At 71.0% G+C, this 25,859-nt stretch carries 30 protein-coding genes; 17 read left to right on the top strand and 13 right to left on the bottom strand.

All coding sequences use genetic code 11. The features are described 5' to 3' along the window. Nucleotides 1-15 precede the first annotated feature (15 nt). The 5 genes from O7610_RS15490 to O7610_RS15470 all read right to left on the bottom strand — a co-directional run bounded on the left by O7610_RS15490 (nt 16) and on the right by O7610_RS15470 (nt 3,255). Complete coding sequence (locus O7610_RS15490) at nt 16-1,164, bottom strand: RNA polymerase sigma factor (RefSeq protein ID WP_281551444.1); 1,149 nt, start codon at nt 1,162-1,164, stop codon at nt 16-18. Then, on the bottom strand, nt 1,161-1,568 hold the full coding sequence (locus O7610_RS15485) for a YciI family protein (RefSeq protein ID WP_289213632.1): 408 nt from the start codon (nt 1,566-1,568) through the stop codon (nt 1,161-1,163). Before O7610_RS15485 ends, O7610_RS15490 begins: the two co-directional genes overlap by 4 nt. Nucleotides 1,569-1,693: 125 nt before the next feature. Further along, nucleotides 1,694-2,368, bottom strand: a complete 675-nt coding sequence (locus O7610_RS15480) for a nucleotidyltransferase domain-containing protein (protein WP_289211231.1) — start codon at nt 2,366-2,368, stop codon at nt 1,694-1,696. Then, nucleotides 2,365-3,027, bottom strand: coding sequence for a GNAT family N-acetyltransferase (locus tag O7610_RS15475; protein WP_281551442.1), 663 nt, complete (start codon nt 3,025-3,027; stop codon nt 2,365-2,367). Before O7610_RS15475 ends, O7610_RS15480 begins: the two co-directional genes overlap by 4 nt. A gap of 15 nt (nt 3,028-3,042) precedes the next feature. Beyond that, a complete protein-coding gene (locus O7610_RS15470; protein ID WP_289211230.1) occupies nt 3,043-3,255 on the bottom strand; it encodes a helix-hairpin-helix domain-containing protein in 213 nt (70 codons plus the stop codon). A gap of 59 nt (nt 3,256-3,314) precedes the next feature. Here O7610_RS15470 and O7610_RS15465 point away from each other — a divergent pair, with 59 nt between their 5' ends. After that, a complete protein-coding gene (locus O7610_RS15465) occupies nt 3,315-3,521 on the top strand; it encodes a hypothetical protein (RefSeq protein ID WP_289211229.1) in 207 nt (68 codons plus the stop codon). Here the strand turns inward: O7610_RS15465 and O7610_RS15460 are convergent. The 4 genes from O7610_RS15460 to O7610_RS15445 are packed head-to-tail and all read right to left on the bottom strand — an operon-like array spanning nt 3,511 to nt 5,356. Next, nucleotides 3,511-4,014, bottom strand: a complete 504-nt coding sequence (locus tag O7610_RS15460) for an HAD domain-containing protein (RefSeq protein WP_289211228.1) — start codon at nt 4,012-4,014, stop codon at nt 3,511-3,513. The two genes, O7610_RS15465 and O7610_RS15460, sit on opposite strands and share 11 nt — an antisense overlap. Nucleotides 4,015-4,043: 29 nt before the next feature. Further along, nucleotides 4,044-4,274: a DUF397 domain-containing protein gene (locus O7610_RS15455; protein WP_289211227.1), complete on the bottom strand. Its 231-nt coding sequence runs from the start codon at nt 4,272-4,274 to the stop codon at nt 4,044-4,046. A 6-nt stretch (nt 4,275-4,280) separates the two neighbouring features. Next, nucleotides 4,281-4,484 carry a DUF397 domain-containing protein gene (locus tag O7610_RS15450; protein ID WP_281551438.1) on the bottom strand — a complete coding sequence of 68 codons (204 nt, stop codon included), beginning with the start codon at nt 4,482-4,484 and terminating at the stop codon, nt 4,281-4,283. 11 nt (nt 4,485-4,495) lie between these two features. Further along, nucleotides 4,496-5,356, bottom strand: a complete 861-nt coding sequence (locus O7610_RS15445; RefSeq protein WP_289211226.1) for a helix-turn-helix domain-containing protein — start codon at nt 5,354-5,356, stop codon at nt 4,496-4,498. Nucleotides 5,357-5,655: 299 nt separating this feature from the next. Between O7610_RS15445 and O7610_RS15440 the strand changes: the two genes are divergently transcribed. Together O7610_RS15440 and O7610_RS15435 are read left to right on the top strand one after the other, a co-directional pair. Continuing rightward, nucleotides 5,656-6,240, top strand: a complete 585-nt coding sequence (locus tag O7610_RS15440; protein ID WP_281551436.1) for a hypothetical protein — start codon at nt 5,656-5,658, stop codon at nt 6,238-6,240. After that, nucleotides 6,237-6,485 (top strand): hypothetical protein, encoded by a 249-nt coding sequence (locus O7610_RS15435; RefSeq protein ID WP_281551435.1) that lies wholly within the window; start codon nt 6,237-6,239, stop codon nt 6,483-6,485. The genes O7610_RS15440 and O7610_RS15435 overlap by 4 nt, the downstream gene beginning before the upstream one ends. Nucleotides 6,486-6,495: 10 nt before the next feature. On the opposite strand, the gene O7610_RS15430 is transcribed toward O7610_RS15435, so the two are convergent. Then, a complete protein-coding gene (locus O7610_RS15430; RefSeq protein ID WP_289211225.1) occupies nt 6,496-8,583 on the bottom strand; it encodes an alpha-glucuronidase in 2,088 nt (695 codons plus the stop codon). Nucleotides 8,584-8,713: 130 nt separating this feature from the next. Here O7610_RS15430 and O7610_RS15425 point away from each other — a divergent pair, with 130 nt between their 5' ends. Then, on the top strand, nt 8,714-9,214 hold the full coding sequence (locus tag O7610_RS15425; RefSeq protein WP_289211224.1) for a DUF456 domain-containing protein: 501 nt from the start codon (nt 8,714-8,716) through the stop codon (nt 9,212-9,214). A gap of 76 nt (nt 9,215-9,290) precedes the next feature. Here the strand turns inward: O7610_RS15425 and O7610_RS15420 are convergent, their stop codons facing one another. Then, nucleotides 9,291-10,304, bottom strand: coding sequence for an aldo/keto reductase (locus O7610_RS15420; RefSeq protein WP_289211223.1), 1,014 nt, complete (start codon nt 10,302-10,304; stop codon nt 9,291-9,293). 90 nt (nt 10,305-10,394) lie between these two features. Between O7610_RS15420 and O7610_RS15415 the strand changes: the two genes are divergently transcribed. Further along, nucleotides 10,395-11,306: an AraC family transcriptional regulator gene (locus O7610_RS15415; protein ID WP_281551431.1), complete on the top strand. Its 912-nt coding sequence runs from the start codon at nt 10,395-10,397 to the stop codon at nt 11,304-11,306. A 22-nt stretch (nt 11,307-11,328) separates the two neighbouring features. Here O7610_RS15415 and O7610_RS15410 read toward each other — a convergent pair whose 3' ends face one another. Next, nucleotides 11,329-13,284, bottom strand: a complete 1,956-nt coding sequence (locus tag O7610_RS15410) for a heavy metal translocating P-type ATPase (protein WP_475052921.1) — start codon at nt 13,282-13,284, stop codon at nt 11,329-11,331. 66 nt (nt 13,285-13,350) lie between these two features. Between O7610_RS15410 and O7610_RS15405 the strand changes: the two genes are divergently transcribed. The 12 genes from O7610_RS15405 (at nt 13,351) to O7610_RS15350 (ending at nt 25,562) form a co-directional block, all read left to right on the top strand. Continuing rightward, nucleotides 13,351-13,719 carry an ArsR/SmtB family transcription factor gene (locus O7610_RS15405; protein WP_281551430.1) on the top strand — a complete coding sequence of 123 codons (369 nt, stop codon included), beginning with the start codon at nt 13,351-13,353 and terminating at the stop codon, nt 13,717-13,719. Between the two features lie 110 nt (nt 13,720-13,829). Continuing rightward, entirely contained in the window at nt 13,830-14,009 is a 180-nt protein-coding gene (gene rpmF, locus O7610_RS15400) for a 50S ribosomal protein L32 (RefSeq protein ID WP_281551429.1), read from the top strand. After that, on the top strand, nt 14,006-15,331 hold the full coding sequence (locus O7610_RS15395; RefSeq protein ID WP_281551428.1) for a GTP-binding protein: 1,326 nt from the start codon (nt 14,006-14,008) through the stop codon (nt 15,329-15,331). The genes rpmF and O7610_RS15395 overlap by 4 nt, the downstream gene beginning before the upstream one ends. A gap of 59 nt (nt 15,332-15,390) precedes the next feature. Further along, a complete protein-coding gene (locus tag O7610_RS15390; protein ID WP_289211222.1) occupies nt 15,391-16,077 on the top strand; it encodes a choice-of-anchor M domain-containing protein in 687 nt (228 codons plus the stop codon). A gap of 31 nt (nt 16,078-16,108) precedes the next feature. After that, complete coding sequence (locus O7610_RS15385; protein WP_281551426.1) at nt 16,109-16,762, top strand: choice-of-anchor M domain-containing protein; 654 nt, start codon at nt 16,109-16,111, stop codon at nt 16,760-16,762. Between the two features lie 179 nt (nt 16,763-16,941). After that, entirely contained in the window at nt 16,942-18,525 is a 1,584-nt protein-coding gene (locus O7610_RS15380) for an anchored repeat ABC transporter, substrate-binding protein (protein ID WP_353850258.1), read from the top strand. Between the two features lie 10 nt (nt 18,526-18,535). Further along, on the top strand, nt 18,536-19,459 hold the full coding sequence (locus tag O7610_RS15375; RefSeq protein WP_502959027.1) for a choice-of-anchor M domain-containing protein: 924 nt from the start codon (nt 18,536-18,538) through the stop codon (nt 19,457-19,459). Continuing rightward, complete coding sequence (locus O7610_RS15370; protein WP_281551425.1) at nt 19,456-20,232, top strand: anchored repeat-type ABC transporter ATP-binding subunit; 777 nt, start codon at nt 19,456-19,458, stop codon at nt 20,230-20,232. The genes O7610_RS15375 and O7610_RS15370 overlap by 4 nt, the downstream gene beginning before the upstream one ends. After that, entirely contained in the window at nt 20,232-21,149 is a 918-nt protein-coding gene (locus O7610_RS15365; protein WP_281551424.1) for an anchored repeat-type ABC transporter permease subunit, read from the top strand. Before O7610_RS15370 ends, O7610_RS15365 begins: the two co-directional genes overlap by 1 nt. A 94-nt stretch (nt 21,150-21,243) precedes the next feature. Continuing rightward, complete coding sequence (locus O7610_RS15360; protein ID WP_281551423.1) at nt 21,244-22,713, top strand: choice-of-anchor M domain-containing protein; 1,470 nt, start codon at nt 21,244-21,246, stop codon at nt 22,711-22,713. Nucleotides 22,714-22,803: 90 nt separating this feature from the next. After that, a complete protein-coding gene (locus tag O7610_RS15355; RefSeq protein WP_281551422.1) occupies nt 22,804-23,922 on the top strand; it encodes a WxL protein peptidoglycan domain-containing protein in 1,119 nt (372 codons plus the stop codon). After that, nucleotides 23,922-25,562 carry a TIGR03773 family transporter-associated surface protein gene (locus tag O7610_RS15350; RefSeq protein ID WP_475054190.1) on the top strand — a complete coding sequence of 547 codons (1,641 nt, stop codon included), beginning with the start codon at nt 23,922-23,924 and terminating at the stop codon, nt 25,560-25,562. The genes O7610_RS15355 and O7610_RS15350 overlap by 1 nt, the downstream gene beginning before the upstream one ends. Here the strand turns inward: O7610_RS15350 and O7610_RS15345 are convergent. Beyond that, nucleotides 25,547-25,840: a hypothetical protein gene (locus O7610_RS15345; RefSeq protein WP_281551420.1), complete on the bottom strand. Its 294-nt coding sequence runs from the start codon at nt 25,838-25,840 to the stop codon at nt 25,547-25,549. The two genes, O7610_RS15350 and O7610_RS15345, sit on opposite strands and share 16 nt — an antisense overlap. Nucleotides 25,841-25,859: the final 19 nt, after the last annotated feature.

The following is a 25,859-nucleotide window of genomic DNA, read 5'->3' as shown; positions in this document are numbered from 1 at the left end:
CACTGCGGGTCACCGTCAACTTCGCAGCTGCGCGTTGAGCCGGGCGGCCTGTCGCGTGAGGTGGTCGCGTTCGGGCAGGTTGGGCGCTGACCGGGCGGCCTGCGCGTACAGCCGTGCCGCGGTCGCCGGATCCCCGTCGCGCTCGTGCAGGTGTGCCGCAACGGCGGCGTACCGGGGCAGGGCCGGGTCGAGCTCTGCCAGGGCGGCCAGACCGGCTCGCCCGCCGTCGGCCTCGCCGAGCGCGACGGCCCGGTTGAGTCGTGCCACCGGGTTGTCGGTGAGGCGTACCAGTTCGTCGTACCACTCGACGATCTGCACCCAGTCGGTCTCCTCAGCGGTCTGCGCGTCGGCGTGCAGCGCGGCGATGGCAGCCTGGGCCTGGAACTCGCCCAGCCGGTCGCGGGTGAGGGCGGACTGGAGCACGTCGACGCCCTCGGTGATGAGTGCGGTGTCCCACCGGCTGCGGTCCTGCTCGGCGAGCGGCACGAGCCGACCCTCGGGACCGGTGCGGGCCGGACGCCGGGCGTGGTGCAGCAGCATCAGCGCCAGCAGGCCGGCGACCTCCGTATTGTCGATCATGCCTGCCAGTTGGCGGGTGAGCCGGATCGCCTCGGCGGCGAGGTCCACGTCACCGGAGTACCCCTCGTTGAAGACCAGGTAGAGCACGCGCAGCACGGTGGCGACGTCACCGGGCTGGTCGAACCGGACGCCGGCGACGGTCCGTTTGGCCCTGCTGATCCGCTGGGCCATGGTCGCCTCCGGCACCAGGTAGGCCTGCGCGATCTGCCGCGTGGTCAGCCCGCCGACCGCGCGCAGCGTGAGCGCGACCGCCGAGGCCGGGGTCAGGGCCGGGTGCGCACACAGGAAGTACAGCGCCAGCGTGTCATCCGTCGCCGCCGCCCCCTGCTCGGGCGCGGGCTCGGCGTCGACCAGCTCCTCCCGCCGCCGCCGGGAGGTGTCGGCGCGGACGGCGTCGAGGAACCTGCGCCAGGCCACCGTGACCAGCCAGCCCTTGGGATCGCGCGGCAGGTCGTCGGGCCATCCGCGTACCGCCTCGACCAGGGCGTCCTGCACGGCGTCCTCGGCCGCCGCGAAGTCGGCTCCGCGGCGGACGAGGACGCCGATCACCGCGGGCACCAGCTCCCGCAGCAGGGACTCGTTCACTCGGTGGCCGAGGGCTGCTCGGCGTAGAACGGCCGCACCTCGATCCACTCGTGGATCGGCTTGCCACCGGCACCGGGAGCTGCGGACAGTTCGCCGGCCAGCTCGATCGCGCGCTCGTAGTTCTCCACGTCGATCACCATCCAGCCGGCGATCAGGTCCTTGGTCTCGGCGAACGGGCCGTCGGTGACCGGTGGCCGGCCTTCGCCGTCGTAGCGGACGAAGGTGCCCTCCGGGGAGAGCGCCTGACCGTCGACGAACTCGCCGGTGCCCTCCAGCCGGGCGGCGAAGTCATTCATGTACTGGATGTGGGCCGTGACCTCCGCCGGCTCCCACTTGTCCATCGGTACGTCGTTGACCGCCGCCGGCGCGCCCCGGTAGTGCTTGAGCAGCAGGTACTTGGCCATCATGTTCTCCTTGGTGAGGTACGGCCCATTGTGGCCGTGTTCGCACCTGGGACGGAGCCGCTCCCGGGTTCTCGACATGCCGGCGCGGAATCTCTCCGGGAAACTTCAACGACCCCGCGCGCCCGTCACCGCAGGTTTCTTTCCCGTACGCCGATGAGCAGCCGGTCGACGGCGGCCCGGTCGGGCTGCTCCGGCAGTACGGTGCCGGCCGCCGCGTCGTCGAGCTCGGCCAGCAGATCCGCCGCCCAGCGGGTGACCGCCGTCCACGGCAGCTCGCCGCGCCGGACCGCGAGCAGCCGGTCCCGCGACGGTCCCACGTCGACCAGGACCTCCCCGGTCCGCAGCACGTGGGCACCGGCGGTCAGCAGCCGGATCATGTGCATGGCCTGCTTGTGGTTGGTCTCGCCGGTGCGTTCCCGGCGGGCCGCCACCCGGTCGAGCTGGTCGCGGGCGTAGCCGCCGTACGCCTGGGCCAGCCGCGTCGACAGGAACGCCTGCCGGACGGCCAGCAACTGCTCGCCATCCTCGCGCAGCGTCTCGATCAGCGGGGACCAGAGCACCTCCAGGACGGTCGGATTGCCCTGCAGCGCCAGGGTGCAGAAGCGTTCGAACTCCCAGGAGAACTGCTCCGGTGCCGGCCCGTCGAGGTGGGTGGGCGGCTTGTCCAGCTGCCAGAACGCACGGGTCGGGGCCACGTACACGCCGCGCCGGTCGTAGTCGGAGTCCGGCCCGTGCAGCCCGTACGCCCGGGATCCGACGACGACGGCGAGGACAGTGTGCCGCTCGACGAGCTCGTTCACGCCGGGCAGGGTACCGCTGCCCGGCCGAGCTGAAGGTAGATATAGCGGGTGTCGCCCGGGCCGGGGCGGCTGTGGCCGTCGGCCTGCCAGCCCCGAGCGGCGTAGAAGCGCTGGGCCCGACCGTTACGTTCCCACGCCTCCAGCAGCCCGCCGGTCCGGCCGGTCCTCTCCAGGTACGCGACGAACGCGTCGTGCAGCAGTCCACCGATCCCTCGACCCCAGCAGTCGGGGAGCACGTGGATCTGGTAGAGCTGACCGACGCGGCCCGGGTCGACATGACCGGCGAAGGCGGGTCCCATCGCCGCGCAGCCGACGACCCGGCTGTCGAGGACAGCGGCGACGGTGAACAGCTCCGGCGAGGTGACCGCGTTCGCCCAAGCGGTGCGGCGTTCGGCGTACGCAGCGGGGGACGACAGCGACGGGTCGGCCGGGTCGAGCCCACCTGCCGCCGTGTAGTAGGCGGTGCGGGCCAGCGTGTGCACCTCGGTCAGCTGGTCGACATCAGCGAGCGTGGCCTCGCGTACGAGTGCCGGTGCGTCGGCGGGCCGCGGTCCATCATGATCACTTGACGTTCTGCTGGGCGACACGCCGATGCTCTCCCAGCAGAACGTCAAGTGATCATGGCGGGCTGGTGGGCGGACACCATCAGGCGAGGTCATCCGGCGTCTCCTCCGTCAGTCGGCGAAGCCGAGGCCGCGTTCGGCCAGCGCGGTGGCGAGGATGCCGACGGCCTTCGGGCCGATCCCGTGCATGGCCAGCAGACCGGCGCGACGGTAGGTGGCGACCTGGGCGAGGGTGGTGACGCCGGCTGCCAGCAGGGCACTGTTGGCAGGCCGTCCGATCGGCGGCAGGTCACCGATCTGGGCGGGCAGATGGCGAGTGCTCATCCGCCCACCGTAGCCGGCGTGGCCGTGCTCGGGCCTTGGTCGTTGATAGCGTCGGCGGCATGACCGTGAGCATTCTGATCACGCCCGACGATGACCTCGGCGAGGAACTTGCCGCTGCTGTTACCGGGGGCAACCGGTTTGCTCTGATCGCGTGGGCGATCCGTGAGTACCTGGATCGGCGCGCCGTCGATGCTGCTGCTGCCTGGCACGCCGCCCTTGCCGGCGAGGACGCTGCGGCGTACGCCGAGTTCAACGCTACGTGGTAGCCCTGAGCCACTGGCGGATGGTGGAGAAGTCGGCGTCGGTGAGGCCGAGTTGCGGGTCGACGCGGTGCAGTAGCGCCTTGCCAGGGTGGTTCCTGGTGACCCACTGCCGGTCCAGGTCGGTGATCTCGTCGTCGAGCCAGACGAAGGTACGCCCGGCCGCCCAGCTGGTGAGGAACGCCGCCTTCCAGCGCACGCCGCGCGGGGGCTCGTCGTCGGAGTCCGGCCACGGAACGACCGGCAGCCCCGGTAGGCCGAGCAGCGGCGCGACGACGTCGTTCGCCTCGGCCATCCAGGTGGTCGCCCAGACAAGTTGACAATCGAGCGCCAGCAGCTGGCGTCCGTCCTCCGGATCGAGCCGATCCAGCAGCGGATTACCACCGACATCAAGATCGGTTGCGGCGACGGGCGAAGGCGCGCGGCCAGTGGCACCGGCGGCGAAGGGAATGAGTACGCCGTCGACGTCGAGGAACACGTACGGGCAGCTGGCTGGCACCGGCGTCGTCGGAAGGCAGACCGGCCGCGTCAGCGGCTGGACACTGTGGTGAGGAACGCCGTCCAGGCTCTGGCGGGGAAGAGGAGCGCCGGGCCGTTCGGGTCCTTGGAGTCGCGTACGCCGATCGTGTCGCCGGCCAGCGTGGCCACCTCGACGCAGTCTGACCCGCTGGCGCTGCTGCGGCTGCTCTTGCGCCAGTGGGCGCGGGGCAGGTCCTGCGCGATTACGTCGTGTCCGTCCGTCCGAGATCGTTGCAGCAAGCTGGATCAGCCCTCCGCGGACTCGTAGTCCTTGAGGCCGGACAGGAAGTTGGTGAAGGCAGCCGGGCTGAACAGCAGAGCTGGGCCGGTGGCGTCCTTGCTGTCCCGTACGCCTACGGCGATGTCAAGGTCAGCCACCTCGACGCAGTCGCCGCTTCCGCCGCCGCTGGAGCGGCTGCTCTTTCGCCAGTTCGCTTTGGAGAGGTCCATTGCCGCCATCCCTACTCGATGCTGTCCCGTGCGCGAGCGATCAACTCTCGTGACTCCTCGACTCCGGCCGCCGTCGCGCGTAGGTAGTCGAACGCCAGGCTATACCGCCTGACGTCTCTCTCGCCTTCCACATCCAGGTCGCCCGTCAGTGTCTCGACGAAGACGACCGACGGATGCTCAGGGAAGTCCATGATCGTGAAGGCGCCGTTGAGGCCCGCGTGCCAGACTGTCTGCTGCTTGAGGATCTGGATGGTCACGCTGCTGGGCGGTGCCAGCAAGCGGTCCAGCTGAGCCTTGAAGATCTCCGGTCCGCCGATCGGCCGGTGCAGCACGGACTCGTCCAGGATGGCCCACTGCTTCAGCGCGTCCTCGGTGAGCCGGTGCTGGCGGGCCAGCCTCGCCTCGACGTGCTTGTCGATGTCGTGCGGCGTCCGGTCTCGTCCGGCTGGCTCGCCGGTGAAGGTCGCCCTCGCGTACTCCTCTGTCTGTAGTAGGCCGTTGATCGTGCCCCATGACCAGGTGCGGAGCCCGGATGCCTCAGTCTCGAAGGCGATGTAGGTGCTCAACTCGCTGGTGATGGTGTCGCGGTAGTCCTCCCACCAGCCGCGTCCACGGGCCTCCTTGGCCAGGCGCCAGTACTGCTCCTGTCGTGCGGGGTCGGTGACGCCGAACAGGTTGAGCATCAGGTAGAGGTCGCCCTTGCTGACGCTGGTCTGGGCGAGTTCGATGCGGGAGATCTTGCCCTGCGAGCAGCCGATCTCCTCAGCGACCTGGTCTGCGGTCAGCCTCGCCTCGGTGCGTAGGCGCTTCAGCTCCAGACCCAGTTGACGTCCGCGCACGGTGGGGGTCCGCCGGTCTCGCTTCTCTGGCATCCAGCAAGTCTCGCGGACTGCATGACGAGGTTCAACTACCGTCCAAAGTTTTCTCCTATAGGGACTGGTCTTGATCTTACTGATGTGTTCAGATGTTAGTCGAAGTGAATGATTCACATCATGATCTAGGCGGCGAGGTCGAGGTCTCGCCGGGTAACTCCCCGCCGTCAGGGACGCGAGGGTCTGTGGCGGTGGGTCGAGCGGAGGAAGGCTGTCGTTCCCCGTACGGCAGCCTTCCTCCACCTCGCGCGAGTTGCTCCACGACGGTGAACTGCGAGTACCTGCCCTTGGAGGTGTCCGTGACCGACAACCGTTCAGCACGCTGGACCGACCCGACCCTCGACCCGACCGAGCGCAACCGGGACCTGTTCGCCGTACTCGATCGGGCTGACCTGTCCGAACCGGCACGGGCCGCCGTCGCACACGCCCTCGGAGCCGACGCCGGCCCTGCCGGGCACGCCGAAGCGCTGGTCAACCGCTACCTCAACGAACGCGAGCGCTGCCGTCCGGTCGGGCGGGTCAACGGCGGTGGCGGGGACCGGGGCGGCAACCTGCCGGACTGGTTACGGCCCGACCGGCGCGGCCGGTACACACTGCACCTGACCTTCGCCGCCGCCGACTTCGACGAAGCGCGCGAGCAGGCCGTCGCGTACGCCGAAGGGCTCACCATCCTGTGCCCGGAGCTGGGCGAGTACACGCCGCTGCTGTCGCGGGCAGAGGCGTGGAACTTCAACGAGCCGCTGTTCTGCGGCGTACGTGGACCGGACGGTGAGGTGTGCGCGGAGGTCCGCTACCACGCCGGGTTCCACCGGGCGGCCGGCCTGGGCGGGCTGAGCTGGGGCGACGGGGACGCCGACGCCGATGTCGACGTCAACCTGCCATGACGGACACCCCGGCCACGCCGCCGTACCCCAGGGTCGCGCCGTGCCGGCACTGCGGCCGGCCGGTGCTGCGCGACAACGACGGCGTCTGGATCCACGCCGACCTCGCCTACGTCTGCCGCGACCGCTGGGGTGGGATCACCGCCACCACCGCCGCCCCGGAGCCGCCGGACCCGACGTGGCCCCCGAGTGTCGCCGAGCGGCCGTACCCGTTCCGGGTCGACTCCGGCGCGCCACTCGACCTGTAAGGGAGGCCAGTCAGTGGATCCGGCGGCCGTGGGCGTCCGGGACGCCGGACTTGCGGAAGAAGTAGGTATTGATCTGGTCGCGCCACTCCCGCGCCGAGCGGACCTGCTCGTCGAGGCGGTCGGCGACCCGGGCGTACAGGGCGGAGTCGAGGCCGATGTCAGCGATGTCCAGCCACCGTTCCCGCATGGCGATCGCCTCGTCGGCCCCGGCGAAGTGGGTGTCGTAGATGTGCTGGATGACCGTCGAGCCGCTGTGCAGCAGGTGGCCGTACGGCACGTGGTGGAAGAACAGCAGCAGCTCGTCGGGGCAGTCGATCAACGACTCGTACACCTGCGACCAGGGCTTCGGATACTGCCCGGTGTAACCGGTGCCGGTGGCCAGGGTCCGGTCCACGCCCACGCCGTCGCGGTCGGCGAAGTGGTAGGTGCCCCACGGGGTGTACTCGTACCCGTCGACGGACGGACCGTAGTGGTTGCCGGGGTTGACCATGAAGCCGACACCCAGTGGGGCGGTGTACCGCTCATAGGTGCGCCACGAGCCGTCCATCATCGCGTGCAGTGCCTGCCGCAACTGCGCCGGATCGGAGACCGCGCCGGCCGGGAAGGTCAGGTCGATCCACTCGTCGAGCAGCGCGGCCGGGTCGGCGGTCGGGTCCCAGCCGAGCCGGCCGAACGCGTACAGGTTGGCCTGGGCGAGCGGGTGCCCGCACCAGAACGGGTCGTCGCCGACGTTCGACACGGCGGCCAGGGTGCCGCCCCGCGCGGCGATCGCGGCGACCGACGACCCCGCGTCACCGCTGACGTCCCCGTCGGCCTCCAGGCTGTCGCCGTCGAACCGGAAGCCGAGCACCTCGCTCCACAACGGAGGCAGGTAGCAGACGTGCAGCTGGTGGCCGGTGTACTCCTGGGTCACCTGCAGCTCCACGGACAGCCGCGTCGCCGGCATCGCGCCGATCACCGGGGACACCGGCTCGCGGGTCTGGAAGTCGATCGGCCCGTACTTGACCTGCACGATCGCGTTGTCGCGGAACTGGCCGTCGAGCGGGGCGAAATGGTCGTACGCCGCCCGCGCGCGGTCGGTGGTGCGGTCCCGCCAGTCCTGCCGGTGGTTGTAGACGAACGCCCGCCAGTGCACCACCCCGCCGTGCGGGGCGAGGGCGTCGGCGAGCAGGTTGGCGCCGTCGGCGTGGCTGCGCCCGTACGCGAACGGGCCGGGCTGGCCCTCCGAGTCGGCTTTGACCACGTACCCGCCGAAGTCGGGCACCGTGGCGTAGACCTGGGCGGTGGTGGTCGCCCACCAGTCGCGTACCGCCGCGTCGAGCGGGTCGGCGGTGGCCAGGCCCCCGAGCACCATCGGCGCGGCGAAGGTCACCGACAGGTGCAGCCGGATGCCGTACGGGCGGAAGATGTCGGCGAAGGTGGCGACGTCGTCGAGCCGGTCGGTGAGCAGCCGCGCCTCGGTACGCCCCACGTTGACGTTGTTGACGGTGACCGCGTTGACGCCGCTGGCGGCGAGCAGCCGGGCGTACGCCCTGACCCGGTCCAGGTCGTCGGTGATCGCGCCGTCCCGCCAGAAGATCGACCCGCCGGAGTAGCCCCGCTCCACCTGCCCCATCACCGGGTGCACGTCGATGTTGTCCCAGTGGTCGAGCATCCGCCGGCCGATCGCCGGCCGGTGCGTCCGCGTCGGGATGTCGTCGCCGAACGCCGACTCGCCGAGCCGGACCACGTGGAACAGCCCGTACAGCAGCCCGGCGGGGGTGTCGGCGGTGACCGTGGTGAGGCTGCCGGCGCGGCCGATCGTGTAGCCCTCGTCGCCGAGCCCGCCGGAGGCACCGGCTGCTCCGTCGGAGGCACCGGCTGCTCCGCCGGGACCGCCGGCACCGGTCAACGCCAGCATCAGGTCTGCCTCGCCGTCGACCGACAGCCGGGTAACCGATCCGCCGAACCGGTCGCAGGCGGCCCGCACCTCGGCGTGCACGGTGGCGACGAGCTTCTCGTCACCGGAGACCAGGGTGTGCCGTGCCCCGATGGCACGCCATGCCTGCGCCGGCAGCCAGGCCGGATGGACATCGGTTGCCGGTGCGGCAGCGGCCACGCGATCCTCCCTGAGTTTTTCGATCTTCTTCCGGACCCGTGCCCGGAATTCTTCCGGATCCCTACCCGGATCGCAGCCCTCGGACGTCGCCGGGTTCGCGGCGCTGGCGGCCATCGGTCACCCTGTCGGTGTGGATCTCGACGACACACAGACACTGGTCACCCTGCTCAGTGGCCTGGCCATCCTGGTCGGGCTGATCGGCGTGATCGTGCCGATCCTGCCCGGTCTGCTGCTCTGCTGGGCCGGGGTGCTCGGCTGGGCGATCTTCAGCGACGCCGGTGGCGGTCGGTGGCTGATCGTCGTCGCGGCGACCCTGATCGCCGTAGCCGGCACGGTGACCAAGTATCTGTGGCCGGGGCGGGACCTGAAACGGGCCGGCGTGCCCAACCGGTCGCTGCTGGTCGGCGGTGCGCTGGGCCTGGTCGGCTTCTTCGTCGTTCCGGTGCTCGGCCTGGTGATCGGCTTCGTGCTCGGCGTCTGGCTGGCCGAGCGGCAGCGGCTCGGCGACTTCGCCGCCGCCTGGCCGGCGACGAAGCGGGCGGTGCTGGCGGTGGGCCTGGCGATGCTGATAGAGCTGGGTGCCGCGCTCGTCATCGCCGGGTTGTGGCTGCTCGGCCTGCTCGTGGCCTGAACCACGAGCAGACCGCGCGTCGCGTCGGATCGTCAACCAGGTCGGGCCGTCGCCCGGACGGGTGGCGCGCCGGCTGTCACCAGACCGGCATCCGGGCGGCCGGGTAGCGGGAGCCGGCCGCGCCGTGCGGCAGGATCTCGCGGATCCGGTCGACCTCGTCCGGGTCGAGTGGGACGGACGCCGCCGCCACGTTCTCGGCGAGCCGTTGCGGGTTGCGGGTGCCCGGGATCGGCACGATGTCGTCGCCCTGGGCGAGCAGCCAGGCCAGGGCGAGCTGGGTGACCGCGACGCCCTTGGCAGCGGCCATCGCGGTCAGCTCGCGCACCGCGGCCAGGTTCTGTTCGTAGTTGCCCGGCTGCCAGCGTTCGTCCCAGGTCCGCATGTCACCGTCCGGGTATTCGGCGGCGGGCCGGACCGCGCCGGTCAGGAAGCCGCGGCCGAGCGGCGAGTACGCAACGAATCCGATGCCCAGCTCGCGGACCGTCGGCAGCACCTGCGGCTCCACCGCCCGCTCGAACACCGAGTACTCGGTCTGCAGCACCGACACCGGGTGGACGGTGTGCGCCCGCCGGATGATGTCCGGGCCGGCTTCACTGAGCCCGAAGTAGCGCACCTTGCCTTCGGCGATCAGCTCACCGACAGTGCCGGCGACGTCCTCGATCGGTACGTTCGGGTCGACCCGGTGTTGGTAGAGCAGGTCGATGTGGTCGGTGCCGAGGTGGCGCAGACTGTTGTGGGTGACCTCGCGGATGTGTTCCGGCCGGCTGTCGAACGCGGTACCGAACCGGCTCGGGTCGGTCAGGTCGAGGCCGAACTTGGTGGCGAGCACCACGTCGTCACGGAAGCCGCGTACCGCCTTGCCGAGCAGTTGCTCGTTGCTGCCGGTGCCCATTCCGTACAGCTCGGCGGTGTCGAACATGGTGACGCCGAGTTCGTACGCCCGACCGATGGTGGCGATGCCGCTGGCCGGGTCGGCCGGACCGTACGCCATGGTCATGCCCATCGTGCCGAGGCCGATCGCACCGACTTCGAGCCCCTGCGATCCGAGTTCGCGCCGGGGCAGCTGCCGGCCGTTCGTTGTCTGTGTCATGCCCCGACGCTATGTCCGCCCCGGGGGTGCCGGCATGGGGCGCGCTCCGCGTACTCTTGCCTGATCCTCTCACTGACGGCGGGGCGATCGATGATAGACGAGCTGGCACGGGTCGTCGCCCGGCACTGCTGCCCGGTGCCGGCGGTCGAGACCGCCGTGCCCCGGCTGCGGCTGGTCCGCTTCGACGACGAGCGGGCCGGGCCGACCGATCTGCTGTACGAGCCGATGGTCTGCTTCGTGGCCCGGGGCGCGAAACGCAGCACCGCCGGTGAGCGCAGCTGGCTGGTCGGCCGGGGGGCGATGTTCCTCAGCTCGGTGGAGCTGCCGGTGACCGCCGTGTTCGAGCAGGTGCCGTACCGGTCGGCGGTGCTGCGTCTGGACGGGCGGATGCTCGCCGATCTGCTGCTGGAGCTGGACGAGCCACCGTCGCCGCCGGCCGGGTCGGCAGAGCCGGCCGCGTTGACCACGGCGGCGATGACCCCGGGGATCGTCGAGGCGGTCACCCGGTGGGTACGGCTGCTCGACGACCCGGCCGACATCCGGCCGCTCGCCGCCCGGATGGAGGGCGAGATCCTGTACCGGCTGTTGAGCAGCCCGCTCGGGCCGGCGCTGCGTCAGCTCACCGTTGCCGAGTCCCGGTTGTCGCAGGTCCGGGCGGCGGCCGGGCTGATCCGGGCCCGGTACGCCGAGCCGTTGACGGTCGAGCAGATCGCGGCGGCGGCCCACCTGAGCGTGGCGACCCTGCACCGGCACTTCAAGGCGGTGACCGGGATGAGCCCGATGCGGTTCCAAAAGTCCTTGCGGCTGCAGCAGGCCCGGCGGCTGCTGGTCGCTGGCGCCGACACCGCCGCTGGAGTGGCCAGGACGGTCGGGTACGTCAGCGCGACCCAGTTCAACCGCGAGTACCGGCGGGCGTACGGCGTACCGCCAGGTCGCGATGCGGCCCGGCGGCGCGCTAGCGACCTGGCGTCGGCAGCTTCGGGGCGGTCGCCGACAGCCTGAGCGTCGCTGCGCGCCGGGGCCGTCACTGCTGCCAGGCCGAGCGGCGCAGCAGCCGCATGCCGTTGAGCGCGACCAGGATGGTGGAGCCCTCGTGCCCGGCGACGCCGAGCGGCAGCGGCAGGTGGCCGACGATGTCCCAGGTCGCCAGGACCACGATGACGGTGCCGGCGATGACCAGGTTGGCGACCACGCAGCGCCGGGCCCGCCGGGCGAGGGCGACAAGCGCGGGGATGGTGGTCAGGTCGTCGCGGACGATGACGGTGTCCGCGGTCTCCAGGGCGAGGTCGGCACCGACGCCACCCATCGCGACGCCGGTGTGCGCGGTGGCCAGCGCCGGTGCGTCGTTGACTCCGTCGCCGATCACCAGCACCCGCCGGCCGCCGGCCTGCAGTTGCCGTACCGCGGCGACCTTGTCCTGCGGCAGCAGACCGGCCCGTACCTCGTCGATGCCGACCTCGGCGGCCAGCCCGCCGGCTGCCTGCGGGTTGTCGCCGGTGAGCAGCACCGGCGACCGCCCGGTCAGGGCACGCAGCGCGGCGGTGACCGGGGCCGCGCCGGGTCGCAACCGGTCGGTGAGCGCGAGGACGGCTGCCGGCGTGCCGTCGACGGCGACCACGACGGCGGTCTGGCCGGCGGACTCCACTTCGGCGACCAGCCGGCGGGCCCCGTCGTCGGTGGCGGTCAGCAGCTGGGCCGGGCTGGCCACGGCCACCTGCCGGTCACCGACGCGGGCCGTGACGCCGCGCCCTGGTAGTGCGGCGAACGTGTCGGTGGCGGCGATCGCCAACTGGCGGTCGCGGGCGGCGGCGACCACGGCGACACCGATCGGGTGTTCGCTGGGCAGTTCGGCGGCGGCGGCGAGAGCCAGCAGTTGGTCCGCGTCGCCGGTGGCCGGATCACCGGGTACGGGGTGGACGGCGGTGACTCGGGGCCGACCTTCGGTGAGGGTGCCGGTCTTGTCGAAGGCGACCAGGTCGGCACGGCCGAGGCGTTCGATCACCCCGGCGGATTTGACCAGTACGCCGTGTCTGCCGGCGGTGGCGATCGCGGCGAGCAGCGGCGGCATGGTCGCCAGCACCACGGCACAGGGGGAAGCGACGATCATGAAGGTCATCGCCCGCAGCAGGGCGTCGGTGAGGCTGTCGCCGAGGGCGAGCGGGATGCCGAACAGGGCGAGAGTCGCGACCACGACTCCGACCGAGTAGCGCTGCTCGATCCGTTCGATGAACAGCTGGGTGGGTGCCTTGCTGGCGGCGGCCTCCTCGACCATGGCGGCGATCCGGGCGACGACGGTCTCGCCTGCCGGGGTGGTCACCCGGACCCGTAGCGCTCCGGTGCCGTTGAGGGTGCCGGCGTACACGTCGTCGCCGTGGCTGCGGTCCACCGGTAGCGGCTCGCCGGTGATGGTGGCCTGGTCGACCTCGCTGGCGCCGTCGACAACCTGTCCGTCGGCGCCGATCCGCTCGCCGGGGCGGACCAGGATGACGTCGCCGACGCGCAGTGTGACGGTGTCGACCCGCTGTTCGGTGCCGTCGACGATCCGCGTCGCCCGGGGCGGGGCCAGGTCGAGCAGGCTGTGGACGGCGTCGGCGGTTCGTCGAGTGGCGAGCGCTTCCAGCGCGCCGGAGGTGGCGAAGATGACGATCAGCAGGGCGCCGTCGAAGACCTGGTTGACGGCGGCGGCCCCGATCGCGGCGACCACCATCAGCAGGTCGACGTCGAGGGTGCGTTCGCGTAGTGCGCGCAGCCCGGACCAGCCTGGTTCCCAACCGCCGGCGACGTAGCAGGCAAGGTAGGCGGCCCACCAGCTCCACGCCGGGGCTCCGGCCAGGTGCAGCGTGCCGCCGAGGGCGAACAGCGCGGTCGCGGCGGTCGCCCAGCGGACCTCGGGCAGCGCCCAGATCGGGGTACGGCGGGTGGCGTCGGCCAGGCGCTCGGCGCGTTTCGGGGGCGCGTACGGCGGGGTATCGATGAGCACGGCCATTACAATAGCTGCGCAGCTATGCAGATATGCAAGTAGGCGGCCTCGACTAGTCTGACCGGCATGCACACCTCGATTCCGGATTTCCGGATGCCGGTCGAGGAGCAGGTGCACCTGGCCGCGGAGACGTTCCGCCTGCTCGCCGACCCCACCCGGATCAAGATTCTCTGGGCGCTGCTGCAGGGTGAGTCGTCGGTCGCCTGCCTGGCCGAGTTGGTCGGTGCCGCGCCGACGGCGGTCAGCCAGCACCTGGCCAAGCTGCGGCTCGCCGGGCTGGTCCGGGGTCGCCGGGAGGGCACATTCGTCTACTACTCGGCCGCAGACGTGCACGTCCGGCAGTTGCTGGCCGAGGCGCTGTTCCACGCCGACCATGCCGACCGCGAGCTGCCCGACCACGGGCCGGGGGAGCGGGTCTCCGATCACCACGGGTGAGCGCCTGGCTCGGGGCCGGTCACCTGTGGTGGAGTCGAAACCGGCCGCGTCGGTCCTACTTAATGAAAACGGCTTCCGTTATCGTCTGGGTAGACGAGAGGAGGCCGTCCATGGCCGTACCGAAGCGCCGCACCTCGCGGTCGAACACCCGCCACCGGCGCGCCCAGTGGAAGGCGGCGGTGCCGATGCTGGTGACCTGCCCCTGCCCGCGACAGGAGAAGATCCTGCCGCACCGGGCCTGCGCACACTGCGGCCTGTACCGGGGCCGCCAGGTCGAGGATCCGCGATGACCGGTGCGGTGGCCAGCGAGGGGAACGGTGCGACGGCCGGCGCGGTGGCCAGTGACCGTCGGCTGCCGGTAACGGTGCTGTCCGGATTCCTCGGTGCGGGCAAGACCACCCTGCTCAACCACATCTTGGCCAACCGGGAAGGGCGGCGGGTCGCGGTCATTGTCAACGACATGAGCGAGATCAACATCGACGCCGCGCTGGTGCGCGACGGCGGTAGCCTGTCGCGTACCGAGGAACGCCTGGTCGAGATGACCAACGGCTGCATCTGCTGCACCCTGCGCGACGACCTGCTGGTGGAGATCGCCCGACTGGCTCGGCTGGGCCGCTTCGACTACCTGGTGATCGAGTCCAGCGGCATCTCCGAACCACTGCCGGTGGCGGCCACGTTCGCCTTCGGCACCGACGACGGTGGGGTGCTGGCCGACATCGCCCGGCTGGACACCATGGTCACTGTCGTCGACGCGCCGCACCTGATCGCCCAGTTGCGGGCCGGCGAGTCGTTGGAGCAGCGTGGGCTGGCCGCGTACGACGACGATGACCGCACCATCGCCGACCTGCTGGTCGACCAGATCGAGTTCGCCGACGTGATCCTGGTCAACAAGACCGACCTGGTCGGGTCGGCCGAGTTGGCGACGGTCGAGGCGCTGGTGACCAGGCTGAACCCGAAGGCCCGTCAGCTGCGGACCGTGCGGGCGCAGGTCCCGTTGGGCGAGGTGCTCGACACCGGGCGGTTCGATCTGGAGGCGGCCGAGACCGCTCCCGGTTGGGTCGCCGAACTCAACGGCGAGCACGTGCCGGAGACGATCGAGTACGGCATCAGCAGCATCGTCTACCGGGCGGTCGCGCCGTTTCATCCGCAGCGGCTCTGGGATCTGCTCGCCGAGCTGGACAGCTTCGGCGTCGTACGGTCGAAGGGCTTTCTCTGGCTGGCGACCCGGCCCGATGTGCAGGCACTGTGGTCGCAGGCCGGTCCGTCGGCGCGGTGCGACCCGGCGGGGGTGCCGGTGGCCAGCTCCGGTGAGTGGCCCGACGACCCGGCCGAGCGGGCCGACCTGGAGTCCCGGTGGGATCCGGTCTTCGGCGACCGGCACCAGGAGCTGGTGTTCATCGGCATCGGGCTCGATGGCGAGCGGCTACGGGCGGCGCTGGACGGCGCGCTGCTCACCGATGCCGAGCTCGCGGCGGCCGGAGCGGGGCTGGTCGCCGGGCTCGCGGCATGGCGCGAGCTGCCGGACCCGTTTCCCGACTGGGATGTCGGCGAGCTGGACGAACATGGACATGTGTCGACTCAGACAGGTCGCACCCCTACCGCGATAAGTTGAAAACGATTACCGTTAGCTCCCGGTGGTCCACCAGGGACCACCGGGAGGGAGTCTGTCCCATGTCGACCGCAACTCGCCGGCGGGCCGCCGGTACGCTCGTCGCCAGCGCCGCGATGATTGCCGCTCTGGTGGTTTCGGCCACTCCGGCGCAGGCACACGGCACCGGCCTGCCCGTGGTCCTGCATGAAGGACACGTCGACGTCATCGAGGTCGAGTACGAGGACGGTGAGCTGGAGCTCGGCGTCCACGACGACACCGTCGAGCCGGGTGAGCACCGCCACCACGACGACGTGATCTTCGTCGTCAAGCCCCAGGCGAAGGCCACCGTGCCCAGTGACCCGGCCTTCGCCTTCCTCGGCGCCGCCGGCTCGCCGGTGTGGATCCTGCCGCAGATCGAGAACGAGGAACTGCTCTTCGCCGGCCTCGCCACCGAGGAGCTCGAAGCGGGCGTCTTCGCCGGCGACTCGGTCGACCTGACCGTGCAGCAGCTGATCAGCGCCCCCAGCTCCGCCAAGATGGCGGTCTACACCGAGGACCTGTTCGGGCAGCCGACCGTGCTGGCCAACAGCCGCGACGGGCTGCCGGACGTTGTCGACCTGGCGGTCGGTGAGCACCTGCACGTCAACTGGGCGTTCAGCAAGGCGGGCGTCTACCTGCTCAAGGTGAAGGCCAGTGCCACTCTGGCGGGCACCACGACCGTCGTCGAGTCCGACTCGGTCTACCTGCGATTCGTCGTCCTGCCCTGACGTGCGTCGGGAATCCGGAGGGAGCAGTGTGATGAAGACTCCTGGCCGCCGGCTGCTTGCCGGTATCGCGTCGAGTGCCCTCGCTGCGGTGCTCGCGGTCGCCGTACCCACCCCGGCGCAGGCCACGACCGTCGAACTGACCAGTGGCCACGTCGATGTCATCAATGTCGATCATGTCGCCGGTGGGCCGATCGAGGTCACCGTTGGCGATGACACCGGCGCTACCTTCGTCGAGCGTGACCCGTCCACCGTGGTCCTCGTGGTGCCTGCCGCCGCGCACACGGCGGTGCCGTCCGGTTCCGCCTGGTCGTTCCTCGGCAGCGGGGGGTACGCCTACGTGTTGCCGCAGACCAACACCGCCGGGCTGCTCTGGGCCGGCTGGGACACCACCGGGGTGGCCAGCGGGGCGTTGCAGTTCAACCGGGTCGTGTTCAAGCTGACCGGCGTGCAGGGGCCGGGCGGGTTCAGCATCTTCACCGCCTCGGGCGGCACGCCCACGGTGCTGTTCGACAGCGGCAACGGTCTGCCGGACAGCCTGAACGTCAACCGCAACACCCATGCCCACGTCAACTGGGGCTTCGACGTGGCCGGCACCTACGTGGCGACGTTCGAGGTAAGCGGCGTGCGTGCGTCGAACGGGCAGCCGGTGAGCAGCACCGAGGAATTCACCTTCGAGGTCGGCTGACCCCCGTTCGACCCGAGTGGTTGATTCGTCGGTTGATCCGACCCGCCGACCCGTGCAGCCGGTGCCGAACATCACCCGTTCGGCACCGGCTGCACGCCGGATCGAGTATGACAACGGTTATCGTTTGCGTGCTAGCGTGCGGTGCGCGGGCGCAGGGCGTACGGAAGGTGGGGTGGATCATGCGCGCACGGTGGCTCATCGGGTCGGCGCTGCTCGCTGTCAGTCTTGGTAACCTGGCGGCCTGTGTCGTCCCCGAGACGTTGAGCGCCGCTGACGACCGTCTCCAGGTCGTCACCACCACCGGCATTCTGCGGGACCTGGTCGACAACGTCGGCGGGGACCGCGTCGCGGTCGCCTCGCTCGTCCCCGACGGTGCCGACCCCCACTCGTACGAGCCGTCGCTGCGCGACGTGCGCAACGTCGTCTACGCCGACGTCGCCTTCAGCAACTACCTGCTGCTGGAGGAGCACGCCATCATCAAGGCGCTCGACGCCAACCTGCCGGATAGCGTACCGAACATCTCGCTCGCCGAGGGGGCGATCAAGTACGCCGCCGAGATCATCCCGCTGGTCGAGGACTTCTCGCTCGACACCATCTGGCTCGGCATGCGGGTACGCGGCACCGGCGGGACCTATGGTGCAGACCGGGTCTCCGACATCCTGCTGCAGAGCACCAACGTGACCGGCCCCGGCGCCATGGCGGCCTACCTCACCGAGTCGTTCGGCAACCCGGCCGTCTATCTCGACTCGGCCGACGGCTTCGACGCCGCCACCGGCTACCGGGACGACACCGCCACCCTCCCGCCCGACGCGCACACCCACATGAGCTGGGCTTTCACCGAGCCGGGCGTCTACCGGCTCACCATGTCGGCACGGTTGGCGGTCACCACCGACAGCCGCCCCGTCGCCCTCGGGGAACAGACCTTCACGTTTGCCGTCGGCGTCGATCCGCACAGCGTGCCCGGGATGGCCGGGGCCGACGTACTGCGCGGCGGGCACGCCGACATCACCGTCGACCTCGACGCGGCGGCGCGCGGCGAGCCGTCGCTGTACCTGTTCGCCGACCCGCACGGCGCCGGTGACGCCCATCAGCATGTGCACGATCCGGCCGACACCGTCATCGAGGTGCCGAACAAGGCCCTCGCCCAGGTGCCGGCCGGTCGGGACTTCCGCTTCCTCGGCCGACCGGGCACCGAGATCTTCCAACTGCCGCAGGCGGTGCTCGGCAAGCACGTGCACGGGGAGATCGACCCGCACCTGTGGCAGAACGTCCGCAACGTCATCGCGTACACCGAACTGATCCGCGACACCCTGATCGGCGTCGACCCAGCCGGTGCCGCCGACTACCGGCGGCACGCGGCGGCGTACATCGCCGAGTTGACCGCGCTGGACGACTACGTCCGTGACACGATCGCGCGGATCCCGCCCGCCCGGCGGCACCTGATCACTACTCACGACGCGTTCGGCTACCTCGGGGCCGCGTACGACGTGCAGATCTCCGGCTTCGTCAGCCCGCACCCGGCGGCCGAGCCGAGCCTGGCCGACCGGCGTCGGCTCACCGAGACGATCCGCAACCTGCGGGTACCGGCGGTGTTCCTGGAGCCGAACCTGCGGTCGAGGTCCTCGACATTGACCGAACTCGCCGACGACCTCGACGTACGGGTCTGCGATATCTACGGCGACACCTTTGACGACCGGGTGACCAGCTACGTCGAGCTGATGCGGTTCAACGCCGAGTCGCTGCTCGATTGTCTGGCACCATGAGGAGGCATCAGTGAAGTCGATCGGCCTGTCGACGGCCGTCTCCGCGCTGCTGGCGATGACGCTGGCCGCCCAGCCGACATCGCCCGACCCGGCACTGGACCAGTCGATCGCCCCGGACCAGCCGGTCGCCGCGGACATGACCGTGCTGGCGGCCGGTCATGTCGACATCGGACCGCGCTACGTCGACGACGAGTGGACCCTGCTGCTGCACGACGACGCGGCGCAGCCGGTGTGGCGGGATCCGGACCGGACCGTGCTGAGGGTCACCGACGCCGCGCTGCAGACCGTGCCGGATGATCCGGTGTACGGCTTCCTCGACGTGCCGGCCGGCACCGAGGTGCACGTGGTGCCGCAGGTGCAGCACCCCGACGTGGTGTGGGTCGGCTGGAACACCCAGGACCCACGGGTGATGCAGACGATCGACCGGGGCGTGACGTTGGAGCTCGCCGGGGTCGAAGGACCTGGCGAGGTCACCATGTATCTGCAGGCCGGCACGTTCAGCGAACCGCAGGTGCTGTGGCGCTCCACCGAGCCGCCCGGCCAGCCGATGTGGGTGGAGGTCAACACCCACACCCACGCCAACTGGGTGTTCACCGTCCCCGGCGTGTACCTGGTCGCCGTCCGGGTCAGCGCCGACCTGGTCGGCGGCGAGCAGGTGAGCGCGGTACGGCACCTGCGGTTCGCGGTCGGCGACGCCGTCAGCACCGACGACGCGTTCGCCGCGCAACCCGACGAGGTCGCGGCCGCGCCGGTCGCCTCCGACGGTGCTGACGGCCAGGGGGCCGCAGCCGACGGCACCGGCGACGGCACCGGCCCCTGGCTGCTCGGCGGCCTTGTGCTGGCCGCGGTCGTGCTGGCGGTTGCGCTGGTCGTCGTGGTGCTGCGCGGCCGGGCGGTACGCCGCCGGGTCGAGCAGGAGCGTGTCGCCTCATGACCGCGCTCGCCGTACACGATCTCGACGTCGACCTCGGCGGCCGTCCGGTGCTACGCGGTGTGCGGTTGCACGTCGACCCGGGGGAGCTGGTCGGGCTGATCGGGCCGAACGGGGCCGGCAAGACCACGCTGCTGCGGTCGGTGCTCGGGCTGATCCGGACCCGGTCCGGGCGGATCCTGGTCGACGGGGTGCCGAGCCGGCCGGGGCGGTGCGCGATCGGGTACGTGCCGCAGCGGCACGAGTTCGCCTGGGAGTTCCCGATCTCGGTGGAGCAGGCGGTGCTCAGCGGCCGGACCGGTCGGATCGGGCTGCTGCGCCGGCCGGGGCGGGCCGACTGGCGGGCCACCGCCGAGGCGATCGACCGGGTACGCCTGGGAGACCTGCGTCGTCGGCCGGTCGCCGAGTTGTCCGGCGGCCAGCGCCAGCGGGTGCTGGTGGCCCGGGCATTGGCGCTGCAGCCGGCGTTGCTGCTGCTCGACGAGCCGTTCACCGGGCTGGACATGCCGACCCAGGAGCTGCTCGGTGAGCTGTTCGCCGGTCTGGCGGCCGAGGGTACGCCGCTGTTGATGACCACGCACGACCTGATCGGGGCGATGGATGCCTGTTCCCGGCTGGTGCTGCTGAACCGGCAGGTGATCGCCGAGGGCAAGCCGACCGAGTTGCGGGATCCGCGGCTGTGGATGCGTACGTTCGGGATCACTGAACGGTCGCCGTTGCTGCGGATCGTCGGCGCCGGCACCATGCCCGTCGGGGTCGGCGAGGGGAGCGGCTGATGCCGGTCACCGAGTTCGTCGCCGACCTGTTCAACCCGGATCTGGCCTTCCTGCCGAAGGCGCTGCTGATCGCCATCATGTCCAGTGTGGTCTGCGGGGTGGTCGGTTGCCACGTGGTGCTGCGGGGGATGGCGTTCATCGGTGACGCCGTGGCGCACGCGGTGTTCCCGGGGCTGGCGGTCGCCTTCGTGCTGCAGGGCAGCCTGGTGCTGGGCGGTGCGGTCGCCGGGATCGTGACCGCGCTGCTGATCGCGGTGTTCGCGCAGCGGCGGCGGGTCAAGGAGGACTCGTTGATCGGAGTGTTCTTCGTGGCCGCCTTCGCCCTCGGCATCGTGATCATCTCGCAGGCACCAGGGTACGCCGGTTCGCTGCAGCAGTTCCTGTTCGGTTCGATCACCGGCATTCCGGACCGGGATCTCTACACGGTCGGCTTCACTGGGCTGGCCATCCTGACCGCGTTGTTCCTGCTGCACAAGGAGCTGGTCGCGGTCAGTCTCGACCGGGAGTCGGCCCGGTCGGTCGGGTTGCCGGTGTTCTGGCTGGACATCGTGTTGTACGTGCTGGTCACCCTCGCCGTGGTGATCTCGCTGCAGACGATCGGCAACATTCTGGTACTGGCGTTGCTGATCACGCCGGCGGCGGCGGCGCGGCTGCTGACCGACCGGCTCGCGGTGATGATGCTGCTCGCCCCGCTGATCGGTGGCGGCTCGGCGCTGGTGGGGTTGTACCTGTCCTGGAGCTACGACCTGCCGGTGGGCGGCACCATCGTGCTGGTCGCGACGGCGGTGTTCCTGCTGGCCTGGTTCCTGGCCCCGCGGCACGGTCTGGTCGCCCGCTGGCGGCGGCAGCCGGCAGGGCCCGACGAGGCGCAGGTCACACCGGTGCTGACAGAGGTGGCCGAACGGCCGATAGGTTAATGAAAATGATAGTCGTTACGTTGCGGTGGGGCTTCCGCCCCGTCACGACCACGTCCCGCACCGGTCCGCGGTGCGGGCGAGGGGAGGAACAACGATGAGAACGACAGGTGCCCGCAGGCTCGCGGCCCTGGCCGGTGCGGCGGTGATCGCCGGCGGCGTACTGCTGGTGCCGACCGCCGCGGCCGCAGCCGAGAAGGTGGTGCTCGCCAAGGGCCACACCGACGCGGTCGACGTCCACTACCACGATGGCGAACTGTCCCTGGAGGTCCACGACGACACGGTCAGCCCGTCGGTCAACCGTGATCCGGCGGACGTGACCTTCCAGGTGCTGCCCGAAGCGGCCATGACGGTGCCGGACGACCCCCGGTTCGCCTTCCTCGGGCCGGCCGGATCGCAGATCTGGCTGCTGCCGCTGACCCAGGACCCCGAGCTGCTCTGGCCCGGTTGGAACACCACCACCCTCGGCTCCGGCGTCTTCGCCGGCGACAAGGTCCAGTTGAGCCTCGTCGAGGTCACCGGACCAGGAAACGTCTGGGTGTTCACCCAGGACAGCTTCGGCGGCCCGATCATGAAGTTCCGCAGCGACGACGGCCTGCCGGACGCCATCGACGTACCGATCCGCACCCACGCGCACGCCAACTGGGCGTTCAGCGCGCTGGGCGCCTACACGCTGACCTTCCAGGCCGACGCGACGCTGACCGACGGCACGACCGTCAGCACCGGCCCGGTCGACTACGCGTTCGTGGTCGGCGAGCTCGACGGCACCGGTCCCGAGACCGTGCTGAGCATCGCCGGCATGGCCGACGAGTACCAGCCCGGCGACACCGTCACACTGCAGGCGGTGCAGACCCCGCAGACCGAGCTGGACCACTACCACTGGTTCAGCCGCTGCCCCGGCAGCGACGACTTCGCCATCATTGCCGGCGAGGCCGGCGCGTCCTACAGCTTCACCGCCACCCGTGAGCTCAACGCCTGCGAATACCAGGTGAAGCTCTACGACGACAACCACAGCGTCGTCGCGACCAGCGCGGAGGTCTGGCTCTGGGTGGCCTTCACCCCGACCGACCCGGAGGCCTCGCAGACCATCACCGCGTCGATCGATCCCACCCAGGGCGCACTGGTGATCAGCGTCGACCCGGACGACCGCAGCGTTGTCCTGCCGCCGGCGCAGCTGACCAGCGGTGGTGACAGTTGGGAGAGCACCGGAAGCCTGCGCCCGGTCACCGTCACCGACACCCGGGCCGGCACTCCCGGCTGGAGCGCCTCCGGTCAGCTGCCGGAGAACTTCACCGGACCCGACGGTGCCACCTTCAGCTCCGGCTACCTCGGCTGGACCCCGCAGGTGGTCGACCAGTCCGCCGGTCAGGGCGTCGTCGCGGGCCCGGTCGTCGAGCCGTACGTCGTCGGCGTCGGCGGTGGACTCGGCAGCAGTGCCGTGCTCGGCTCGGCACCGACCGGCGTGGGCCGGGGTACCGCGACCCTGTCGGCCGGCCTGCAGCTGCGCCTGCCGACCGAGACCGTGCCCGGCACCTACACCGCGACCCTCACCCTCACCGCGATCTGAGGATCGCACCAGGGAACGGGCCGGGCGACGACACCGTGCCGCGTCGTCGCCCGGACCGCCCCACACCCTCCGCGAAACGGACCACCCCGCATGCGTACGCCAGCAGCCCTGCTCGCCGGACTCCTCGCCGCCGCCGTCGTGTCGACGGGCCCGGTCACCGGCCCGGCGACGGTCGCATCGCCGAGCTACACGCCCCTCGCGGCGCAGTCGCTCACCTGGGGCGTCGCTCCGTCCAGCCCCGACGGGCCGAACGGACGGCCGGCGTTCGAGTACAAACTGGATCCGGGTGCCACTCTCACCGACTACGTGGCGATCACGAACCACTCCGACCAGCCGATCACCCTCGACGTGTACGCCAGCGACGCGTTCACCACCGACCAGGGCGGCTTCGACCTGCTACCGGCGACCGGAGAACCGGTCGACGTCGGTTCCTGGGTGACGTTCGAGTCCGGCACCTTCACCGTGCCGTCGACGTCGCGGCTGGACGTGCCGTTCACCATCGCGGTGCCGGACAACGCCACCCCCGGCGACCACCCCGGCGGCATCGTCGCCTCGCTCGCCGCCACCGGCACCGACGGCGAGGGCAACCAGGTGGCGGTCGACCACCGGGTCGGCTCCCGGATCTATCTACGGGTCACCGGGGAACTGCAGCCGGGCCTGGACGTCGGGGATCTGTCGGCGACGTACGACGGCACCTGGAACCCGGTCGCGGGTGGCACCGTCACGGCCAGCTTCACCGTGCGCAACACCGGCAACGTACGACTTACCGGGCAGCCGCAGCTGACCGTCGCCGGACCGTTCGGGCTGGCCGGGCGCAAAGTCGACGGCGATCCGCTGCCGGAGATCCTGCCCGGCGACAGTTACCGGACCACTATCCGGGTCGACGGCGTGCCGCCGATGTTCCGGCTCGGTGCGCGGCTCACCGTCGCACCGACCGCCGTCGCCGACGAGGTGCTCGACCCGCCCCCAGCGACCGTGACCCGCGAAAGCGGCCTGTGGGCCGTCCCGTGGTCGCAGCTGGTGATCCTGCTGGTGATCGGGCTGGCCGGCTGGCTGGTCGTCGCCCGCCGCCGCCGCGCCCGGCGCCGGCGGGCAGCACAGCTGGAACAGGCCGTCGCCACCGCGCGCGAACAGGGCCGCGCCGAGGCCGTACGCGACCGCGCGGTCACCGATGCCACTGACGACAAGACGACCCAGGGGACCTCATGATGACGACGATTCACCGCCCCACCGGTGCGGCGACGCGTCGCCGGTGCGCCGCGGTGCTGGCGATCGGTGCACTGGCTGCGGCCCTGACCGCGCCGGCGCCGGTGACCGCCGCACCCGCGACCGATCCGCCGGCAGTAGTGAATTCGGCAGGTGCCGACCTGGTAGCGGTCACCCTCGATGGCGCAACGTTGTCGTTGGTCACTCGCGAGGTGTCCGGGCCCGACCGGAAGCCGGCGACGGCGGTCTTCGGACCGGCAGGCGGCGTGGCGGTGCGGACACCTGACCATCCGGCGTTCCGGTTCCTCGGCCCGGCCGGTCGGCCGATGTGGGCACTGACCGGTAGCGACGTCGAGTTTCCGTATCTGGACACCCGGGCAGTGCCTCGCGGGGCGGTACGCGGCGACACCATCGAGCTGTCGCTGCGTCAGGTCGACGGCCCGGGTGGATTCGTCGCCTATACCCTCGGTGGGCTCGGCCAGCCGACGCCGTTGTTCGGCACCCTCGACGCGATGCCGCGTACCGCCCGGCTGCCGGCAGCGACCAGGACCGGCGGTCTGGTCTGGCTTTTCGACGCCGCGGGCGAGTACCGGCTGACGCTGTCGGCGGCCGCGACGCTGGCCAACGGCGCCGAGGTGACGGCCGACGCCGACTACCGGGTGCTGGTGCCGCGGCTCGACGAGGCGCCGCCCGACCCCGCAGACACCCGGCCGGTGCCGGCCCCGGCTCCCGCTCCGGCGGCGGACCTGGCGAGGGCGTCCGGTGCCGCCCCGGGCGACGGTGTACCGCTCGGTGCCGATTCGCCGTCGGACGGCACCCCCGCGCGGGCGCTGGCGGCGGCTGCCGCACCGACGGCGACCAGCACCGCGTCGCAGCTCGCCGCAGCGGCTCAACAGGACGGGTCACGGGTGGTGATCGACGACGGTCACGTCGACATGGGCCCGGAGCTCACCGGTGCGGACTGGACGATCCGCCTCAAGGACGACACCGTCTCGCCCCCGGTGTGGCGCGACCTGTCCGACGTGGTGCTGCACGTCAAGGACAATGCGAAGATCACCGTGCCGGACAACGCCGACTTCCTGGGCGCGCCGGGTGACGAGGTGTGGCTGTTGCCGCAGGGGCAGCGCGCCGGGATCGTCTGGCCGGGCTGGAACACGCAGCATCCGTCGGTGGTGGCCGGGGTTCGTGGCCCGGTCGTCTGGACCTTCACCGGTGTCGACGGCCCCGGCCGGTTCGCGCTGTTCCTGACCGGGTCGTTCGGTGAATCCGAGGTGCTGTTCGATTCGTCGGCCCGGCTGCCGCAGCGGCTCGACATCCCGATCAACACCCACGCCCACGGCAACTGGGCGTTCAGCGAGCCGGGCATCTACCGGCTGGCCTTCGAGATGTCGGCCACCACGTCGTCGGGGTCGACTCTCACCGACTCCCGCTCGCTCACCGTGGCGATCGGTGACGCGACGGACCCGGACACGGGCTTCGGGCCCGGAGGCGACGACAACCCGGGTGGTGGCTCCGGTGACGGGAGACTGCCGCGGACCGGATCGTCGTGGCACCTGCCGGCCACCGGAGCCATCCTGGTGATCGCTGGCGCGCTGGTGTTGTTCGCGACGCGTCGGCGACGCCCCGCTCAGTGCTCGTCGTAGTGGTCGCCGTGCGCGGCGTGTCGGTGCCCGGCGTGGACGAAGTCCTGGTGGTCGCCGTGGGGCACCATCTCGTGGCCACAGTCGGGACCATGCGTGTGGTCAGCATGTGACTCGGCTGTCACGTGCTGGTCCGTGCCGCACTCGTCCCAGTGCCCGGCGTGCTCGTGGTGGACATGCCCGTCGTGCAGGTAGTCCGTGTGCCCGTCGTGGGTCACCGCAGCGTGCCCGCAGGTCGCAGAGTGGCTGTGCGGGTGTTCGGTGTGCACCGGGTGAGACATGGATGCTCCCTAATATATA

Origin of the sequence: Solwaraspora sp. WMMA2065, from assembly GCF_030345075.1 — a bacterium.
GTDB lineage: Bacteria > Actinomycetota > Actinomycetes > Mycobacteriales > Micromonosporaceae > Micromonospora_E.
This window is presented reverse-complemented; position numbering and strand designations above follow the sequence as displayed.

Coding starts and splice junctions, on each gene's coding strand:
- O7610_RS15420 (WP_289211223.1), bottom strand. CDS start 10,304: ATGACACAGACAACGAACGGCCGGCAGCTGCCCCGGCGCGAACTCGGA.
- O7610_RS15405 (WP_281551430.1), top strand. CDS start 13,351: ATGCACACCTCGATTCCGGATTTCCGGATGCCGGTCGAGGAGCAGGTG.
- O7610_RS15450 (WP_281551438.1), bottom strand. CDS start 4,484: ATGGACCTCTCCAAAGCGAACTGGCGAAAGAGCAGCCGCTCCAGCGGC.
- O7610_RS15470 (WP_289211230.1), bottom strand. CDS start 3,255: ATGAGCACTCGCCATCTGCCCGCCCAGATCGGTGACCTGCCGCCGATC.
- O7610_RS15355 (WP_281551422.1), top strand. CDS start 22,804: ATGCGTACGCCAGCAGCCCTGCTCGCCGGACTCCTCGCCGCCGCCGTC.
- O7610_RS15385 (WP_281551426.1), top strand. CDS start 16,109: ATGAAGACTCCTGGCCGCCGGCTGCTTGCCGGTATCGCGTCGAGTGCC.
- O7610_RS15345 (WP_281551420.1), bottom strand. CDS start 25,840: ATGTCTCACCCGGTGCACACCGAACACCCGCACAGCCACTCTGCGACC.
- O7610_RS15445 (WP_289211226.1), bottom strand. CDS start 5,356: ATGCCAGAGAAGCGAGACCGGCGGACCCCCACCGTGCGCGGACGTCAA.
- O7610_RS15380 (WP_353850258.1), top strand. CDS start 16,942: ATGCGCGCACGGTGGCTCATCGGGTCGGCGCTGCTCGCTGTCAGTCTT.
- O7610_RS15360 (WP_281551423.1), top strand. CDS start 21,244: ATGAGAACGACAGGTGCCCGCAGGCTCGCGGCCCTGGCCGGTGCGGCG.
- O7610_RS15370 (WP_281551425.1), top strand. CDS start 19,456: ATGACCGCGCTCGCCGTACACGATCTCGACGTCGACCTCGGCGGCCGT.
- O7610_RS15390 (WP_289211222.1), top strand. CDS start 15,391: ATGTCGACCGCAACTCGCCGGCGGGCCGCCGGTACGCTCGTCGCCAGC.
- O7610_RS15415 (WP_281551431.1), top strand. CDS start 10,395: ATGATAGACGAGCTGGCACGGGTCGTCGCCCGGCACTGCTGCCCGGTG.
- O7610_RS15435 (WP_281551435.1), top strand. CDS start 6,237: ATGACGGACACCCCGGCCACGCCGCCGTACCCCAGGGTCGCGCCGTGC.
- O7610_RS15365 (WP_281551424.1), top strand. CDS start 20,232: ATGCCGGTCACCGAGTTCGTCGCCGACCTGTTCAACCCGGATCTGGCC.
- O7610_RS15350 (WP_475054190.1), top strand. CDS start 23,922: ATGACGACGATTCACCGCCCCACCGGTGCGGCGACGCGTCGCCGGTGC.
- O7610_RS15485 (WP_289213632.1), bottom strand. CDS start 1,568: ATGGCCAAGTACCTGCTGCTCAAGCACTACCGGGGCGCGCCGGCGGCG.
- O7610_RS15395 (WP_281551428.1), top strand. CDS start 14,006: ATGACCGGTGCGGTGGCCAGCGAGGGGAACGGTGCGACGGCCGGCGCG.
- rpmF (WP_281551429.1), top strand. CDS start 13,830: ATGGCCGTACCGAAGCGCCGCACCTCGCGGTCGAACACCCGCCACCGG.
- O7610_RS15475 (WP_281551442.1), bottom strand. CDS start 3,027: ATGACCTCGCCTGATGGTGTCCGCCCACCAGCCCGCCATGATCACTTG.
- O7610_RS15465 (WP_289211229.1), top strand. CDS start 3,315: ATGACCGTGAGCATTCTGATCACGCCCGACGATGACCTCGGCGAGGAA.